The sequence below is a fragment of the Streptomyces sp. NPDC006923 genome, from assembly GCF_040635655.1.
Taxonomy (GTDB): domain Bacteria; phylum Actinomycetota; class Actinomycetes; order Streptomycetales; family Streptomycetaceae; genus Streptomyces.
The window spans coordinates 16,038-30,227 of sequence record NZ_JBEYIF010000034.1 but is presented as its reverse complement, the minus strand read 5'-3'; the positions used below and the strand labels follow the sequence as shown (position 1 = coordinate 30,227).

Here is a 14,190-nt window from a genome sequence, read left to right as displayed (position 1 = left end):
AACGCGAGGGTCTTGCCCGAGCCGGTACGGCCCCGGCCCAGCACGTCCCGCCCGGCCAGCGAGTTCGGCAGCGTCGCCGCCTGGATCGGGAAGGGCACGGCCATGCCCTCGGCGGCCAGGGACGCCTTCAGCGTGTCGGGCATCTCCAGTTCGGCGAAGGACGCGACGGCGGGCAGCGCCGGAGTGAGGGTGACCGGAAGAGCGAACTCGCCCTGGGGGGCGGCGGGACGCCGTCCGTAACCACCCGAGCGGCTCGGCGCGCCGGAACGGGCGGGGGCTCCGGAGCGGTTTCCCTGCGAGCCGAAGCGGCTCCTGCCGGCGCCGGCGGAACCGCCGGTCCTGGTACGGGAGTAGCGGTCGCGGTCGTTTGTGCGAGCTGTGCGGTTCATGCGGAACCTTCCTCGATGCGGCGCGTATCGAGGAACTCTCGGCGGCAATGGGCCGCATGAGGAGTCGCAAGAACGAGCCGAAGAAAAGACGAAATGAAGCAGGGTGAAATAAGGCGGTCCCATTGCTTCAAAAGGGGTCGGCATCCGCCGGTAAAACAATGGTCCCGGATGCCGGATCAGGGTGGGCCGGCGGCGGAATTCCTGCCCGCCGTGCCTCGGGCGGTTCGACAGCGCACGCTGTCCCCGCCGACGCTCGTGAAACCGTCATGGCTCACGGAGCACAAAAAAGCGACGAGCCGGGGCCCGCACCCCGAGGTGCGGGTCCCGGCTACGCCGTACGCGTCAGCGTCAGGCGGGAACGATGTTCTCGGCCTGCGGGCCCTTCTGGCCCTGCGTGACGTCGAAGTTCACCTTCTGACCTTCCTGAAGCTCACGGAAGCCGGAGGCGGCGATGTTCGAGTAGTGGGCGAAGACGTCAGCGCCGCCGCCGTCCTGCTCGATGAAGCCGAAACCCTTTTCCGCGTTGAACCACTTCACGGTGCCAGTAGCCATATCAAAATCTCCTTCAGGGCAGTGCCCGGAGCCGCACTGTGCGAGCCCCGCGTCGCCGCGATGATCGCCCCGTCCGGAGACCAGCACCGGAAATACAAAAGCGCACCTTCCGACATGGGGAGCCGGAAAGAGCACTTGAAGTCTTTGGGAACCACAACTGCAACTGACATCGACGATAGCACGGTATGAGCGGCCGGGGGCGCCCGGCATTTCGCTCCACTTGCCGCTCAATAAACTCTCATCGCGCATTGCACTAATTTCTGTACTTGCGAGAATAGATATTCACTGCCGCCGGGCGGGATGCGCGGCACGGCGGGCAGGCCGGAGCCGCGCCGTCTCAGGAATCGGCGGCCTCGCCGGAGTCGGCCGGAGAGCGGCGCAGTTCCTCGTTGAGCCGCAGGGCTTCTTCGAGCTGGTCCTCCAGGATGACGATGCGGCAGGCGGCCTCGACGGGAGTGCCCTGGTCGACGAGTTCGCGGGCGCGGGCGGCGATCCGGAGCTGGTACCGCGAGTAGCGGCGGTGGCCGCCCTCGGAGCGCAGCGGCGTGATCAGCCGGGCCTCCCCGATGGCGCGGAGGAAGGCGGGCGTGGTGCCGATCATCTCGGCGGCACGGCCCATCGTGTACGCGGGGTAGTCGTCATCGTCGAATCGGTCGGTGGCGTGCGGTTTGGTCTCTGAGTTCACTTGCACCTCTTCTGGGACGCGTCGAGGGGCCCTGGCGCCTTACGGCACCAGGGCCCCGAGGGGTTTCAACACCATCTGCCGGCGCTTTGTGCCGGCTCTCTTTTTCCGCGTGTCCGCCTGGGAGGACGGGAGTGCGGGGATCGCGAATGCGTGACCGGGGACCACCTTCCATTCCGGGGCCTGCGGTACCCGGGCGGACTGGTCCTCGCCCGGGCGATCCTGATGGCGTCTACTCCTCTCTCTCATCTGTGTGGGCGGGTACTGCTCTTCACTCGGTGGTGCGCGGCGGCCCCTGGGGCCGCCCGGCCCGGCAATCAGTCGTGAGACCTTCTGTGCTTCCTGGCCCCACGGCTCCACTGCCGTGCCGTGATACCGCGCGCGGCAGTTCATCCCTGCCGCGCTCTGACGACTTCGTTGGCTACAGAAGAAAACCTAACCACTGTGGCTTCAGATGTCTACTACAGCCACGACAGATTTTCCTGGATCAGGGTGAGAAGTTATCCACCGCGCGTGACAGGCGCTGCGAACCTCGTACGACACCAGGCCCGGAGCCGGGTCGGCGGCTTGCCGCAGCGGGAGGGCGGCGTGACGATGGATGTGGCACCGGCGAGAGGGGCCTGTCCGGCATGGCCGTCGGCATCGGCCGGTGATCAGGTGGGTCGCGCGCCCTCCTGGGTACGCCGGACCGCAGAGGTGCCCCGTGCAGATGTCCAGCCCTTCGCAGGCGACGGAGACCCGCTGCTCAGTGGCGGTTTTCCGGGGTGACTCCCTGCTGCTCGTCCGCAGCGTGGAGAACGGCTCCGAGGTGTGGAAGCTGCCCGGGGGCCATGTGTGGGCCGAGGAGGGGCTGATCGCCTGCGCGCGGCGCGAGCTGCGTGAGGAGACGGGGCTGACGGCTGACGCGATGCACTGCGCGTTTGTCCTGGACGTACACGATCAGGTGACCGGTCGCTATCTCGTCGAGATCATTCTCATCCCGTCGGAACTGCTCACCGGCGAACCCCGGCGCTGCGAGGAGGGAAGGGAGCCGGTGTTCGTGGCGATGGACGAGCTGCCCCGGCTCGCGCTCCGGCCGCCGGAGACGGCGCATCTGTACGGCCTGCGTGATCTGCACAAGCGAGAGTTCGCGGAATCCCCAGCGGAATCCCCCGGATCCCCAGCGGGATCCGAGGCGGGCGCCGCGGCGGAGACCGGGGGCGCGCGCCGGATCGGCGTACGCACCGTGCGCTGAGCCGCCCGTCCCGCGGCACCGTACGTCCGGGTCCCGTCCGCGTCGCGCGGGGTGGCTCCGCCTCGCTGAGCGCCCCGCCCTGACGTTAGCCTGGACCGTACGGCGGCCCTGTCGGGCGGCCGTACGGCGGTGGGGCCCGCCGTACCCGAACCGCGGCCGAGGCCGCCAACGGTCCCTACTTGCGATGGAGCGCGCCCGTTGGCGGGCGCCCTGCGAGTAGGAGATGCGCGGACATGGAGAACCGGCGGTACCGAGCGGTGAACGAGCCCATCGATCCCGATGTCGGCCCTCCCCTCCCCGCGCGGCGCCCGGAGCGCGCCCGGATGCCGTGGTCCGTGGTGGCCGTCGTGGCGCTCGGCGGCGCGATCGGCGCCTCGGCGCGTTATGGAGCGTCCCTCCTGTGGCCCACCGCCCCGGGTGCCTTCCCGTGGACGACGCTGGTGGTGAACGCCGTGGGATGCGCCGTGATCGGCGTCTTCATGGTGGTGATCAGTGATCTGTGGGCGGCGCACCGGCTGGTGCGGCCGTTCTTCGGGACGGGCGTGCTGGGCGGGTTCACCACCTTCTCCACCTACGCGGTGGACATCCGGCGGCTTGTGGACTCCGGCGACGCCCGTGCGGGCGTCGCCTACCTGGGACTGACGCTGCTCGCGGCGCTCGCGGCGGTGTGGAGTGCGGTGTGGGCGACCCGCCGCGTGGTGGCGTGGAGGCAATCATGACCAGGCTGACGGGCAGAGCCGTACGGGTGACGGTCTTCCTCGGCGAGACCGACCTGTGGCACCACAGGCCCCTCTACACGGAGATCGTGCACCGGGCGCACAGGGCGGGACTGGCGGGAGCCAGCGTGTTCCGGGGGATCGAGGGGTTCGGCGTGTCGTCGCTGATCCACACCCAGCGGCTGCTGTCGCTGAGCGAGGAGCTGCCGGTGGCCGTGGTGATCGTGGACACCGAGGAGAAGATCGAGGCTTTTCTCCCGCAGCTCGACGAGGTAGTCGGCGAGGGGCTGGTGATCCTGGACGACTGCCGGGTCGTCCGGCATGCCGGACGCGCGGAGAGCCCCGGGGAGAGCCGCGCGGAGAGTCGCGGCGAGAGCCCGGAGGAGAGCCGGTGAACTGGCTGCTGGTTGTCGTCGGCGCCGCCATCGGTGCCCCGCTGCGCTATCTGACCGACCGCGCCGTGCAGCGCCGGCACGACACCGTCTTCCCCTGGGGCACCTTCACCGTCAATGTCGCGGGCTGTCTGATCCTCGGCCTGCTGACCGGCGCGGCCACGGCGGGAGCCGCGTCCTCGCAGGCGCAGTTGTTCGTCGGGACGGGACTGTGCGGCGCCCTGACGACGTATTCGACGTTCAGTTACGAGACGCTGCGGCTGGCCGAGGACGGAGCCACGTTCTACGCCGCCGCCAATGTCGTCGGCAGCGTGGTCGCCGGGCTCGGCGCGGTCTTCGCAGGCGTCGCCGTCGCCCAGGCGGTATGGGCCTGACCGCGAGGGCCGCCCGCCCGGTCATCCCGGGGTGAGACCGAACGGAAGCCCGGGATCCATCTCGGCGATCTCCAGCAGCCTGTTGTACTTGGCGACGCGTTCGCCGCGGGCCGGGGCACCGGACTTGAACTGCCCGCAGCCCGAGCCGACGGCGAGATCGGCGATGAAGGAGTCCTCCGTCTCGCCGGAGCGGTGGGAGACCATCTGGGTGTAGCCGGCTGCCCGGCCGACCCGGACGGCCTCCAGGGTCTCGGTGACCGTGCCGATCTGGTTGACCTTGATGAGCGCGCAGTTCGCGACCTTCTTCCGTACCGCCTCGGCGATGATCGCCGGACTGGTGACGAACAGGTCGTCGCCCACGATCTGGATCCGCTCTCCCAGGCGTGCGGTCAGTCGTGCCCAGCCGTCCCAGTCGTCCTCGCCCAGGCCGTCCTCGATGGACCACACGGGAAAGCGCTGGACGATCTCCTCGTAGCGGTCGATGAGTTCGTCGGAGGTCAGCAGCTCACCGGCGACCCGGTAGCGGCCGTCGGGGCCGCGGAACTCACTGGCGGCCGGATCGAGCGCGAGGGCGACGCCGTCACGGCCGGGGGTGTAGCCGGCGTCCGTGATGGCGGCCACCAGCTCGCGCAGGACATCCTCGGGGCGGTCGAGGGCCGGAGCGAAGCCGCCCTCGTCGCCCAGGCCGCGCCCGAGTCCGCCGGCGGCGAGGCGGGCCCCGAGGCGCCCGTAGATCTCGGCGCCCGCCCGCACGGCCTCCGGAAGACTGGGCGCGCCCAGCGGGGCGATCATGAATTCCTGGAAGTCCAGGCTGTTGGCGGCGTGCACGCCGCCGTCGATGACGGTGAAGTGCGGCACCGGCAGCAGGGGCGCCGCGCCGCAGAGCGCGGCGATGTCCTGCCACAACTCACGCCCGTAGAGCGCGGCCTGCGCGCGGGCGGCGGCCAGCGAGACCCCGATGACGGCGTTGGCGCCCAGGCGTGACTTGTCCGGAGTGCCGTCGAGCTCGATCAGCGCCGCGTCCACCTCCGCGACCGACGCGAACCGCTGGCCGACGAGGGCGTGGGCGATCTGGACGTTCACATGCGAGACCGCCTGTCGCACCCCCTGTCCGGCGAAGCGCCGCGGGTCGCCGTCGCGCAGTTCCGCCGCCTCCCGGGAGCCGGTGGACTCGCCGGAGGGGACATCGGCCCGGACGCGCAGACCGCTGTCGGTCGTCAGGGTCACGGCGAGGGTCGGGCGGGCGCGGGAGTCGAGGATCTCGGTGGCGTGCAGGCGCGCGATCCGCACCATCAGGAACGGCCTCCCGGATCGGCCCCGGGGATCCCGGAAAGCCGTCCGTCCGGCGCGTGCCGCACCGGCGACCGGGGCCCGCGGCTCATCCGGCGCCCGCCTGTTCGACGGCACGGGCCCTGGAGGCGTCGATCTCCCGGTACGCCTGTTCGCGGCCCTCCCAGTGCGAGCCCTCCACGGACTTGCCGGGCTCCAGGTCCTTGTAGACCTCGAAGAAGTGGCTGATCTCCAGCAGGTCGAACTCGGAGACGTCGCTGATGTCCCGTGTGCCGGCCCGGCGCGGGTCGTGGGCCGGTACGCACAGGACCTTCTCGTCCGGCCCCTTCTCATCGCTCATCATGAACATGCCGATGGCCCGGCAGCGGATCACACAGCCGGGGAAGGTCCGCTCGCCGACCAGCACGAGCGCGTCCAGCGGATCGCCGTCCCGGCCCAGGGTGCCTTCGATGTAGCCGTAGTCGGCCGGATAGCGGGTGGCCGTGAACAGCGTCCGGTCCAGCCGGATCCGCCCCGCCTTGTGGTCCATCTCGTACTTGTTGCGGGATCCCTGGGGGATCTCCACGATCACATCGAATTCCATCGCGGACTCCACTCCTTCCGACGGGCACGCCACCGGCGGTGACGCCGGCGTGGAGCGGGCGCGGGCATGGCGCCCCCTGGTCACGAGATGACCAGGGAGAGTCGCGTAGAGAGCCCGCGGTACCGGTGAGCCCCCTCACCGGTAGGGAGCGCGCGCATTTCAAGTGTGCGCCACCTCACGCGGGCCGCCAGTCCTGCCCGCCCGGGGCGGGTCCGTGCGACGGCGGGGCCGTTCAGCCCGCGGCGATCGAGGTGAGCTGCGTCAGGCTGTCGATCCGCCAGTCCGCCGCCGCGATCACATCCGGGTCGTCCGCCCACAGATAGCCCCAGGGGCCGCGCCGCAGATGGACGGTGCGCAGCCCGGCCTCCACGGCGGGGAACAGGTCGTACGCGGGATGGTCACCGACGTACGCCGTCTTCTCGGGCGGGGCCTTGGCCGCCTCGGCGACCCGGGCGAAGAAGTCCCGCGACGGTTTGGCGACGCCCCACTCGCCCGAGGTGACGATGAGATCGGCGGGGAGATCGAGACCGCGCAGCAGCTCTCCGGCCTTGACGGTCTGGTTGCCCGCCAGGACGACCCGGACGCCGAGCGCCTGGAGACCCGCGAGGGCGGGCCGCACGTCGGGATAGAGATCGGATTCGTCGAGGTGTTCGCCGCGGCCGGCGGCTTCTCTGGCGCGGTATGCCTCGCCGACATCCATGCCGGGTTTGATGAGACGCAGGGCGTCGGCACTGTCCCTGTTCTGGACGGTGACCGCGCCGACGAGGGCGGAGATGGTGTGCCGGGGAATGCCCAGCCAGTCGGCCCAGGAAGCCCAGTAGCGGTCGTCGCGCACGAGGGTCTCGCCGACATCGAACACGAAGGTTTCAATCACCGGTCCGAGCCTAAGGGGTGTCCTGTAATCCCTGGTGGATCAGCGCGCGGCGGCGGACGCGGCGCGTCGCACGCGTGTCGCGCGGCGGAGGGACGTCCGGGCGCCGGCCGGGTACGGGCGTCCCGGTGGCGCGGTTCCTCGTGGCACGGGCCGTGCCGGACGCCGCAGGCCCGCGACGATCCACCGGACGGGGCCCGGGGGGATACTCTCCGCCAATTGTCAGTGGCGGGCCGTAGCCTTGCTCTCATGTTCGCTTCCTCGTCCGCTTGTGCTGCGTCCGGTGATCGCGGTTCCGTCAGGTCCGCCGCTGTTGTCAACACGGAGATCCGTGCCCTGTGGGGGCGGGCCGGCGGTGTGCTGCCGCCCGCCGAGCAGGAGCGCTACCAGCGGCTTCTGGTGGAGTGGGCGGCGGCGGTACGGGCCGATGTCGTCGAGGCCGCCTGACGCGTCGCTCCGCCGAGTCCTGCCCCGATCGCGACACCGAGTGGTGATGATCTTGCTCTGGATGGCGTAGAGTCAGGTTCACCGACGCGGGGTGGAGCAGCTCGGTAGCTCGCTGGGCTCATAACCCAGAGGTCGCAGGTTCAAATCCTGTCCCCGCTACTCCGAAGAGAACGCAGGCCCGGATCCTCAGGATCCGGGCCTTCGTCGTGTGCGGCCGATACGGCGTTGGCCGGACGATCCACTTTTCGCCGGTTGTGGCAAGTACGGTGAAGAGACGGCTGTGCTCGTACGGAACACCATGAAGGGGTACGCCGAGCACCACCTGGCCGATGGAACCGACTGCCCGACCGGGCCCGCCCTTGCCGTCCGACCCGACCGGGTCCGGCCCGGGACCGGCCCCGTAGTCCAGTCGGCCGAGAGCGAGTCGCCGCCGGGAGCGGCAGCGATCAGCCTGGGTGGAGCGCGGTACCGTCCGCAGCCGTAGCGGACCGGCAGGAGACCACTGGTGGTGAAGCTAGGGAAGCTCCGAGAGGGCAACGGCGGCGGAGCCCGCCGGGGCGGGGACGAAGCCGGGTTCTGGGCCGAGGACAGGACGGGTTTCTGGGCGGGCGCCGGCAGCACCGGCCGTGTCACCAGCCGCAGCGCGGGCCATGGCATGGGCCGCCGTTCCGGGCGTGGGCTGGTCCGTGTCCTGCCCGGCCTGGTGATCGTCGCCGGTGTGGTGCTCGATCTTGTGACCCCCGCGCGGATCACCGCCTCCCCGCTCTTCGCGGCCGCCCCGCTGGTGGCCGCGCCGTTCTACCCGATGCTCGGCACCCTGCTGGTCGGCGTCGCCGCGCTGGTCGCCGAGGTGGGACTGAACATCTACAACCAGTCGATGGCGGATCCGGCGTCGCTCACCGAGCTGCTGACCGTGCTGATCGTGTCCATCCTCGCGCTGTACATCAACGGCGTCGTCCGGCGCAGCGGGGAGCGCCTCGCCTCCGCCCGGATCATCGCCGAGACCGCGCAGCGGGCGGTGCTGCCGAGACCCGCCGAGCGGATCGGCGGGCTCCGTATCGCCGCGCGGTACGAGGCGGCCCAGGAGGGCGCGTTCATCGGCGGCGACCTGTTCGCCGTGCAGGACACGCCGTACGGAGTGCGGCTGGTGGTCGGGGACGTGCGCGGGAAGGGGCTTGAGGCGGTCGAAGCGGTGGCGGTGGTCATCGGATCCTTCCGCGAGGCCGCCGAGCAGGAGAGCACGCTGGAGGGGGTGGCGCAGCGGCTGGAGCGCGCCATCACACGCGAGGGTTCGCGGCGGGACGGGCTCGACGCCTTCGAGGGGTTCACCACGGCCGTGCTCGCCGAGATCCCGCACAGCGGCAATGTGGTGCGGCTGGTCAACCGGGGCCACCCCGAGCCGCTGCTGCTGGGCGCCGACGGCCAGGTGCGGATCCTCGAACCGACCGATCCCGCGCTGCCCCTCGGGATGAGCGAACTGGGCGCCTGGCCCGACCGCGCCGAGGAGGCCGCCTATCCCGACGGGGCGACGCTGCTCTTCTACACGGACGGGCTCTCCGAGGCGCGCGACGACCAGGGTGCCTTCTACGTCCCGAGCGAGCGGCTCAGCGGCCGGGTCTTCCAGGGGCCCGACGACCTGCTGCAGGCCCTGATCGAGGACGTACGGCTGCATACGGGCGGCGGGAGTCAGGACGACATGGCGCTGCTGGCGGTCGGCCGGCCCGCCAACTGGCGGCAGCCGGAGTGGCGCCGTGTGATGCCCGTCACTCCCTGACGGCGAGTACGGCAGGACCGGCGCCGGCGGCCGGGCCCGCGCGGCTGATTCATTATGCCGATCCGCCGGGTCGATTCACTGCCGGTAATCGACAGGTACCGCTGCGCATAACATCTGACACACCATCAGAAATGGCCCCGGCTTTCGGCTCCGGAGAATTCGCCCGACTGTGACCATTTATATCCTGGTAAGTCCGATGCGAAGTCGTTAACGATTACCGGGAACAGCTTGGAATAAAGCCCTGGTCTCTATTAACGTTCGATAACGCAGCGCGGTCGTCCCAGCCGTCGTAAGAGACGGCGCCGTGCGCACGCGCCGAATCCCGCCAGGGAACCGGGGAACCACACATTGGGGTGAATCGGACGTTCTTTGCTGCCCTGTGCGGCAGAGAGCACCCGTAGGAGACCTTCCTGCTCCGAACCCGTCAGCTAACCCGGTAGGCGAGAAGGAAGGAAAGGAGTGCGCCCCTGTGGCGTCCAATCAGCCTGCCCCCGAAGCCCTCTTCGAAACTCGCACCTCCGCGATCGAGCCGGACCGGGCCTGGGGGGAATGGAACCCCACCGAGGAGTCCATCCGCCCCGTACGCGGCAGGCACCGCGTCGCCAAGCAGCGCACCGGGATAGCCCGCAATGGGATCGCCCGTAGCTCCACGGTCCTCGGCGTCGGCGTCATAGCCGCCGTCGGCGCGGGCGGCATAGCCACCGCGCAGGACAAGCCCGCTGTCTCCATATCCCTGCCCGACACCATCACGGACAATCTCCCGGACGCCACGTCGCTGCCGGGCGTGGGCTCCCTCGTGTCGCACGACGCCGAGCCGGACAATGTCCTGGCCGCGGCCCCGCTCACCACGGCCGGCCTCACCACCGCCGACGCGGAGCAGGGCGCCACCGACGCGGGCGAGGCCCTCCGGGCCCGCATCCTCCAGCAGGCCGAGCAGCAGCAGAGCGAGGCCGACGCGGCGCAGCAGGCGGCCGCGGAGACGGCGGCGGCCGAGAAGGCCGCGGCCGAGGCGAGGAAGCAGCAGACCGACGCCGAGAAGAAGGCGGCGGCGGCGAAGCGGAAGGCCGAGGCGGAGGCCAGGGCCAAGGCGGAGGCGGAGCGGCTCGCCAAGCTGGCCGCCAGCTACGCCCTCCCGACCTCCTCGTACACCCTCACCTCGACCTACGGCCAGGCCGGCTCCATGTGGTCCTCCGGCTACCACACCGGTCTGGACTTCGCGGCCCCGACGGGTACGCCGGTCAAGGCCGTGCACAGCGGCACCGTCAAGTCGGCCGGCTGGTCCGGCTCGTACGGCTACCGCACGGTCCTGGAGCTGGATGACGGTACGGAGATCTGGTACTGCCACCAGTCCTCGATGACCGTCAGCGCCGGACAGAAGGTCTCCACGGGCGAGGTCATCGGACGCGTCGGCGCGACCGGCAATGTGACCGGTCCGCATCTGCACCTCGAAGTGCACACGCCGGACGGCGCGGGCGTCGACCCGATGAGCTGGCTGCGCGGCAAGGGCCTCACCCCCTGACCCACCCGCGGTCCCGACGGCTCCGGCGCCCCCTCCAGGCGCCGGAGCCGTCGGCCGTTCCCGGGCCGGTGCCCCCGGGCGGTGGGGACGGGAGGCACTGGAACCGTGGAAAAGACGGGGACATGGCGCGAAAACGGAACAGGGCGCCCCACCGCGGCTGTTGAATTCACCCATGACTGAGCTGCGTAAGCTGGGCACCTCCGACCTCCGGATCTTTCCGTTCGCCCTCGGGGGCAATGTCTTCGGCTGGACCTCCGACGAGAAGCAGTCCTTCGCCGTGCTCGACGCCTACGCCGCCGCCGGCGGCAACTTCGTCGACACCGCCGACACGTATTCCTCCTGGGTGCCGGGGCACGAGGGCGGTGAGTCGGAGACCGTCCTGGGCAACTGGGTCGCCTCGCGCGGCAATCGCTCCGAGGTGCTGGTGGCGACCAAGGTCGGCCGCCATCCCCGGTACCAGGGCCTCTCGGCGGAGACCATCAGGGCCGGCGCCGAGGAGTCGCTGCGGCGGCTGGGCACGGACTACATCGACCTGTACTACACGCACTTCGACGACCTGAGCGTCCCGGTCGAGGAGATCATCACCGCCCTCGACGGGCTCGTGAAGGACGGGAAGGTGCGTGCCATCGCGGCGTCCAACATCGGCCCCGACCGGCTCGCGGCCTCGCTCGCCTTCTCGGAGCGCGAGGGGCTGGCCCGCTACGCGGCGCTCCAGCCGCGCTACAACCTGGTGTCGCGCGACACGTACGAGGGCGCGCTCCAGGACACGGCGGCCCGGTACGGGCTGTCCGCCGTGCCGTACTCCGCCCTGGCCTCCGGCTTCCTCACCGGCAAGTACCGCCCGGGTACGGAGGTCAGGAGCGCCCGGGCCGCGGGCGCGGGCACGTACCTGGGGACCGAGCGCGGTGCGAAGGTGCTCGACGCGCTGGACCGGATCGCCGGGGCGCGCGGCGCCGAGCCCGCGACCGTCGCCCTGGCGTGGCTGGCCGCGCAGCCGACCGTCGTCGCGCCCCTCGCGTCCGCGCGGACCCCCGAGCAGCTTCCCGCGCTGCTGGCGGCGACCGAGCTGGAGCTGACGGCGGAGGAACTGGGCGATCTCACCGCCGCGTCGGCCTGACGCCTGACATCCGAGGGCTCAGGCCCGGGGCCCTCCGTACCGCGGGGCCGCGCCCGGGCCGAGCGGTCCCGCCGGTGAAGTGATCGCCGCCAACTCGTCCCGGGTGCCACACTGGTGCGGGGATGTGCGGTGGCACGCACGTCGGGGAGAGCACTCGGGGGACAGCATGGCGGAAGCCTCTTCGCCGGATTCGGGACCGGCTCGGCACGGCAACGGCGGCGCGCTGGCGCGGACCTTGCTCATGGAGACGCGCGAGGAGCTGGCGAAGGCCGACCAGAAGTCCAGTCTGCTGCTGGCCTCGCTGGGCGTCGCGGTCGCCGCGCTGATCGGCGCGTTGAGCGGCGGCGTGGTCGATCCGCTGCGGTTCGGGGTCGCGGGACAGCTCTTCTTCTGGACAGGCTGCGGCGCGGCGGCCGTCTCCCTCGTCCTGCTGGGCGCGGCCGTGCTGCCGCGCATCAAGCCGTCGGCCGCGGCCGGGGAGGGCGGCCCGCCGGCCGCCGCGTCCCCGGATCCCGCGGACGCCGGACAGCCGCAGGTCAACTACTTCGGCGACATAGCCGACGGCTCGATGTCCCTCGCGCGGATCCGCGCCGTACTCGACCGGACCGATCCGGTCGAACGGGACGTCAGGCAGTTCGCCGTGCTCGCCACCTCCGTGGCGTACAAGTACCGGTGCATCCGGCTGGGCATGGTCTGGGGCCTGGCCTTTCTGGCTCTGACGCTGCTCGGGGCCGTCCTGGGCACCCGGCTCTGACGGGGCCGGACCCTGGCGAAGCCGGATCCCTCGTCTGCGCGACCTCGTAGGCCCGACCTCGTCCGTGCGACGGCGCCGCGCGGCCTGTTCGACGCGCGCGGTCCGCGTCACTGGCGGTACGGGTTGTAGCCGTCGTAGTCGATGTGCGGCGGCGGCACCCGGACCCGGCCCGTGGCCCGCGCCGCATAGGTCAGTGAGGGCCCGGCGACCTCCCGGCGCTGCCAGAGGTGGTGCAGCAGCTCCCGCTCGCGCTCGGTGAAGTCCGGGCCGACCACGCCCCGCTGGGCCCGGTGGCGCAGGAACGCCAGGGACGTCGCGAACGCCTCGTACTCACCGACCGCCCGGCCCGCCCTCGGTCCGTAGGTACGGGCCGCGAAGTCGCGTGCCACTTTGCGCGCCCGCATGGAGGAGAGCGCCCGGGGCGCGGCCGGGGTCAGCCAGCCGGCCGCGGCGTAGGCGGGCAGCTCCAGCGAGACCGTGCGCAGCTCGCGCTGCCTGCTCCATATCACCAGCCAGGTCAGCAGGGCGAAGACCGGGACCATGAAGATCCCGTACACCGCGTAGAAGCCGTACGGGCCGAAGACCGACGAGGAGCCGTTCCACAGCGCGTGCATGCCCATCGCCAGGGCCAGGCCGAGCGGCGGAAGGACGAACCGGCGCAGCCGCTGCCGGCGGCCGGCCGTCGCCGCCAGTCCGAAGCCGATGCCCGTGAGCACGGTGAACAGCGGATGCGCGAACGGCGACAGCACGATCCGTACGAAGAAGGTGGCGGCCGTGACGGAGGCGAGGCCGGAGCTGCCGTTGTACTGGTCCTCGCCGAAGGCGCTGCCGAGATACAGGATGTTCTCGGTGAAGGCGAAACCGGTGGCGGTGAAGCCCGCTATCACGACCCCGTCGACGAGCCCGGTGAAGTCCCGGCGGCGGAAGAGGAAGATCAGCAGGACGGCCGCGGCCTTGGCGCTCTCCTCGACGACCGGGGCTATCACCGTGGCGCCGAGGGACTCCGCGCCGGCCGGGTCGGCGGTGGCGGTGGCTATCCAGCGGGTCGCGAAGGAGTTCGCGATGATCGCGACCAGGGCGGCGGCGCAGGCACCCCAGGCGAAGGAGAACAGCAGATTCCGCCAGGGCCCCGGCTCGACCCGGTCCAGCCAGCGGAACGCCGCCATGAGCAGCGGCACGGGCAGCACGGCGAGCCCGAGACCGACCAGAAAACCCTGGGTGCCCGTCTGGTCCCGGACGAGCGCGAGGATCAGCAGACCGCAGAGGGCGAGCAGCGTGATCACGGCCACCGCCCTGACCGCCCTGTGGCGCCAGAAGGCACCGCTCGGGCGGTAGCGCCTGCGAGCGGGCTCCGGCACGGCCGTCCACAGACTGCCGAGCTGTTCCTGCCGCTGGTAGTCGGGGATCGCCGGACGCGGACCGTGGCGCTGCGGGGACGGTTCTGACACCCGCTGACCCTAACGAGGGGCACTGACACCTGGCGACGGTATTCCGGC

The 14,190-nt window shown here is 71.1% G+C and carries 16 protein-coding genes, 1 tRNA gene and 1 riboswitch; of the genes, 10 read left to right on the top strand and 7 right to left on the bottom strand.

Translation table 11 applies throughout. The features are described 5' to 3' along the window. The 3 genes from ABZ707_RS32445 to ABZ707_RS32435 form a co-directional block, all read right to left on the bottom strand. Positions 1-389 (bottom strand): DEAD/DEAH box helicase (locus ABZ707_RS32445; protein WP_360182178.1); only part of this gene is annotated, 389 nt, incomplete at its 3' end. A gap of 348 nt (positions 390-737) precedes the next feature. Next, on the bottom strand, positions 738-941 hold the full coding sequence (locus ABZ707_RS32440; protein WP_319684733.1) for a cold-shock protein: 204 nt from the start codon (positions 939-941) through the stop codon (positions 738-740). Positions 942-1,278: 337 nt separating this feature from the next. Next, positions 1,279-1,632: a MerR family transcriptional regulator gene (locus ABZ707_RS32435; RefSeq protein ID WP_360182175.1), complete on the bottom strand. Its 354-nt coding sequence runs from the start codon at positions 1,630-1,632 to the stop codon at positions 1,279-1,281. Positions 1,633-2,332: 700 nt separating this feature from the next. Between ABZ707_RS32435 and ABZ707_RS32430 the strand changes: the two genes are divergently transcribed. The 4 genes from ABZ707_RS32430 to crcB (ABZ707_RS32415) all read left to right on the top strand — a co-directional run bounded on the left by ABZ707_RS32430 (position 2,333) and on the right by crcB (ABZ707_RS32415) (position 4,339). Beyond that, positions 2,333-2,857 carry an NUDIX hydrolase gene (locus ABZ707_RS32430; RefSeq protein ID WP_360182172.1) on the top strand — a complete coding sequence of 175 codons (525 nt, stop codon included), beginning with the start codon at positions 2,333-2,335 and terminating at the stop codon, positions 2,855-2,857. Between the two features lie 233 nt (positions 2,858-3,090). Continuing rightward, positions 3,091-3,576, top strand: coding sequence for a fluoride efflux transporter CrcB (gene crcB / locus ABZ707_RS32425; RefSeq protein ID WP_360182169.1), 486 nt, complete (start codon positions 3,091-3,093; stop codon positions 3,574-3,576). Further along, positions 3,573-3,968 (top strand): DUF190 domain-containing protein, encoded by a 396-nt coding sequence (locus ABZ707_RS32420; protein WP_360182166.1) that lies wholly within the window; start codon positions 3,573-3,575, stop codon positions 3,966-3,968. The genes crcB (ABZ707_RS32425) and ABZ707_RS32420 overlap by 4 nt, the downstream gene beginning before the upstream one ends. Then, positions 3,965-4,339 carry a fluoride efflux transporter CrcB gene (gene crcB / locus ABZ707_RS32415; RefSeq protein ID WP_360182163.1) on the top strand — a complete coding sequence of 125 codons (375 nt, stop codon included), beginning with the start codon at positions 3,965-3,967 and terminating at the stop codon, positions 4,337-4,339. The genes ABZ707_RS32420 and crcB (ABZ707_RS32415) overlap by 4 nt, the downstream gene beginning before the upstream one ends. 21 nt (positions 4,340-4,360) lie before the next feature. Here crcB (ABZ707_RS32415) and eno read toward each other — a convergent pair whose 3' ends face one another. The 3 genes from eno to ABZ707_RS32400 form a co-directional block, all read right to left on the bottom strand. Further along, the gene (gene eno / locus ABZ707_RS32410) at positions 4,361-5,635 is read right to left on the bottom strand and encodes a phosphopyruvate hydratase (protein WP_360182193.1); all 1,275 of its coding nucleotides are present in this window, start codon (positions 5,633-5,635) and stop codon (positions 4,361-4,363) included. Between the two features lie 82 nt (positions 5,636-5,717). Continuing rightward, positions 5,718-6,212: an inorganic diphosphatase gene (locus ABZ707_RS32405; protein ID WP_360182160.1), complete on the bottom strand. Its 495-nt coding sequence runs from the start codon at positions 6,210-6,212 to the stop codon at positions 5,718-5,720. Between the two features lie 232 nt (positions 6,213-6,444). Next, entirely contained in the window at positions 6,445-7,083 is a 639-nt protein-coding gene (locus ABZ707_RS32400) for an HAD family hydrolase (RefSeq protein WP_360182190.1), read from the bottom strand. Between the two features lie 249 nt (positions 7,084-7,332). Between ABZ707_RS32400 and ABZ707_RS32395 the strand changes: the two genes are divergently transcribed. The 6 genes from ABZ707_RS32395 (at position 7,333) to ABZ707_RS32370 (ending at position 12,694) form a co-directional block, all read left to right on the top strand. Beyond that, positions 7,333-7,530 carry a hypothetical protein gene (locus tag ABZ707_RS32395; RefSeq protein WP_360182157.1) on the top strand — a complete coding sequence of 66 codons (198 nt, stop codon included), beginning with the start codon at positions 7,333-7,335 and terminating at the stop codon, positions 7,528-7,530. Positions 7,531-7,615: 85 nt separating this feature from the next. Beyond that, positions 7,616-7,689 (top strand) — tRNA-Met (locus ABZ707_RS32390). A 496-nt stretch (positions 7,690-8,185) separates the two neighbouring features. Then, positions 8,186-9,304 carry a PP2C family protein-serine/threonine phosphatase gene (locus ABZ707_RS32385; protein ID WP_360182187.1) on the top strand — a complete coding sequence of 373 codons (1,119 nt, stop codon included), beginning with the start codon at positions 8,186-8,188 and terminating at the stop codon, positions 9,302-9,304. 303 nt (positions 9,305-9,607) lie between these two features. Next, a riboswitch (cyclic di-AMP (ydaO/yuaA leader) is annotated at positions 9,608-9,762 on the top strand. A gap of 11 nt (positions 9,763-9,773) precedes the next feature. Continuing rightward, the gene (locus ABZ707_RS32380) at positions 9,774-10,823 is read left to right on the top strand and encodes a M23 family metallopeptidase (RefSeq protein ID WP_360182154.1); all 1,050 of its coding nucleotides are present in this window, start codon (positions 9,774-9,776) and stop codon (positions 10,821-10,823) included. A 172-nt stretch (positions 10,824-10,995) separates the two neighbouring features. Then, the gene (locus ABZ707_RS32375) at positions 10,996-11,940 is read left to right on the top strand and encodes an aldo/keto reductase (RefSeq protein ID WP_360182151.1); all 945 of its coding nucleotides are present in this window, start codon (positions 10,996-10,998) and stop codon (positions 11,938-11,940) included. 166 nt (positions 11,941-12,106) lie between these two features. Further along, positions 12,107-12,694 carry a Pycsar system effector family protein gene (locus tag ABZ707_RS32370; RefSeq protein ID WP_360182148.1) on the top strand — a complete coding sequence of 196 codons (588 nt, stop codon included), beginning with the start codon at positions 12,107-12,109 and terminating at the stop codon, positions 12,692-12,694. Between the two features lie 107 nt (positions 12,695-12,801). On the opposite strand, the gene ABZ707_RS32365 is transcribed toward ABZ707_RS32370, so the two are convergent. Further along, positions 12,802-14,142 (bottom strand): PrsW family intramembrane metalloprotease, encoded by a 1,341-nt coding sequence (locus tag ABZ707_RS32365; RefSeq protein WP_360182145.1) that lies wholly within the window; start codon positions 14,140-14,142, stop codon positions 12,802-12,804. Positions 14,143-14,190 lie beyond the last annotated feature (48 nt).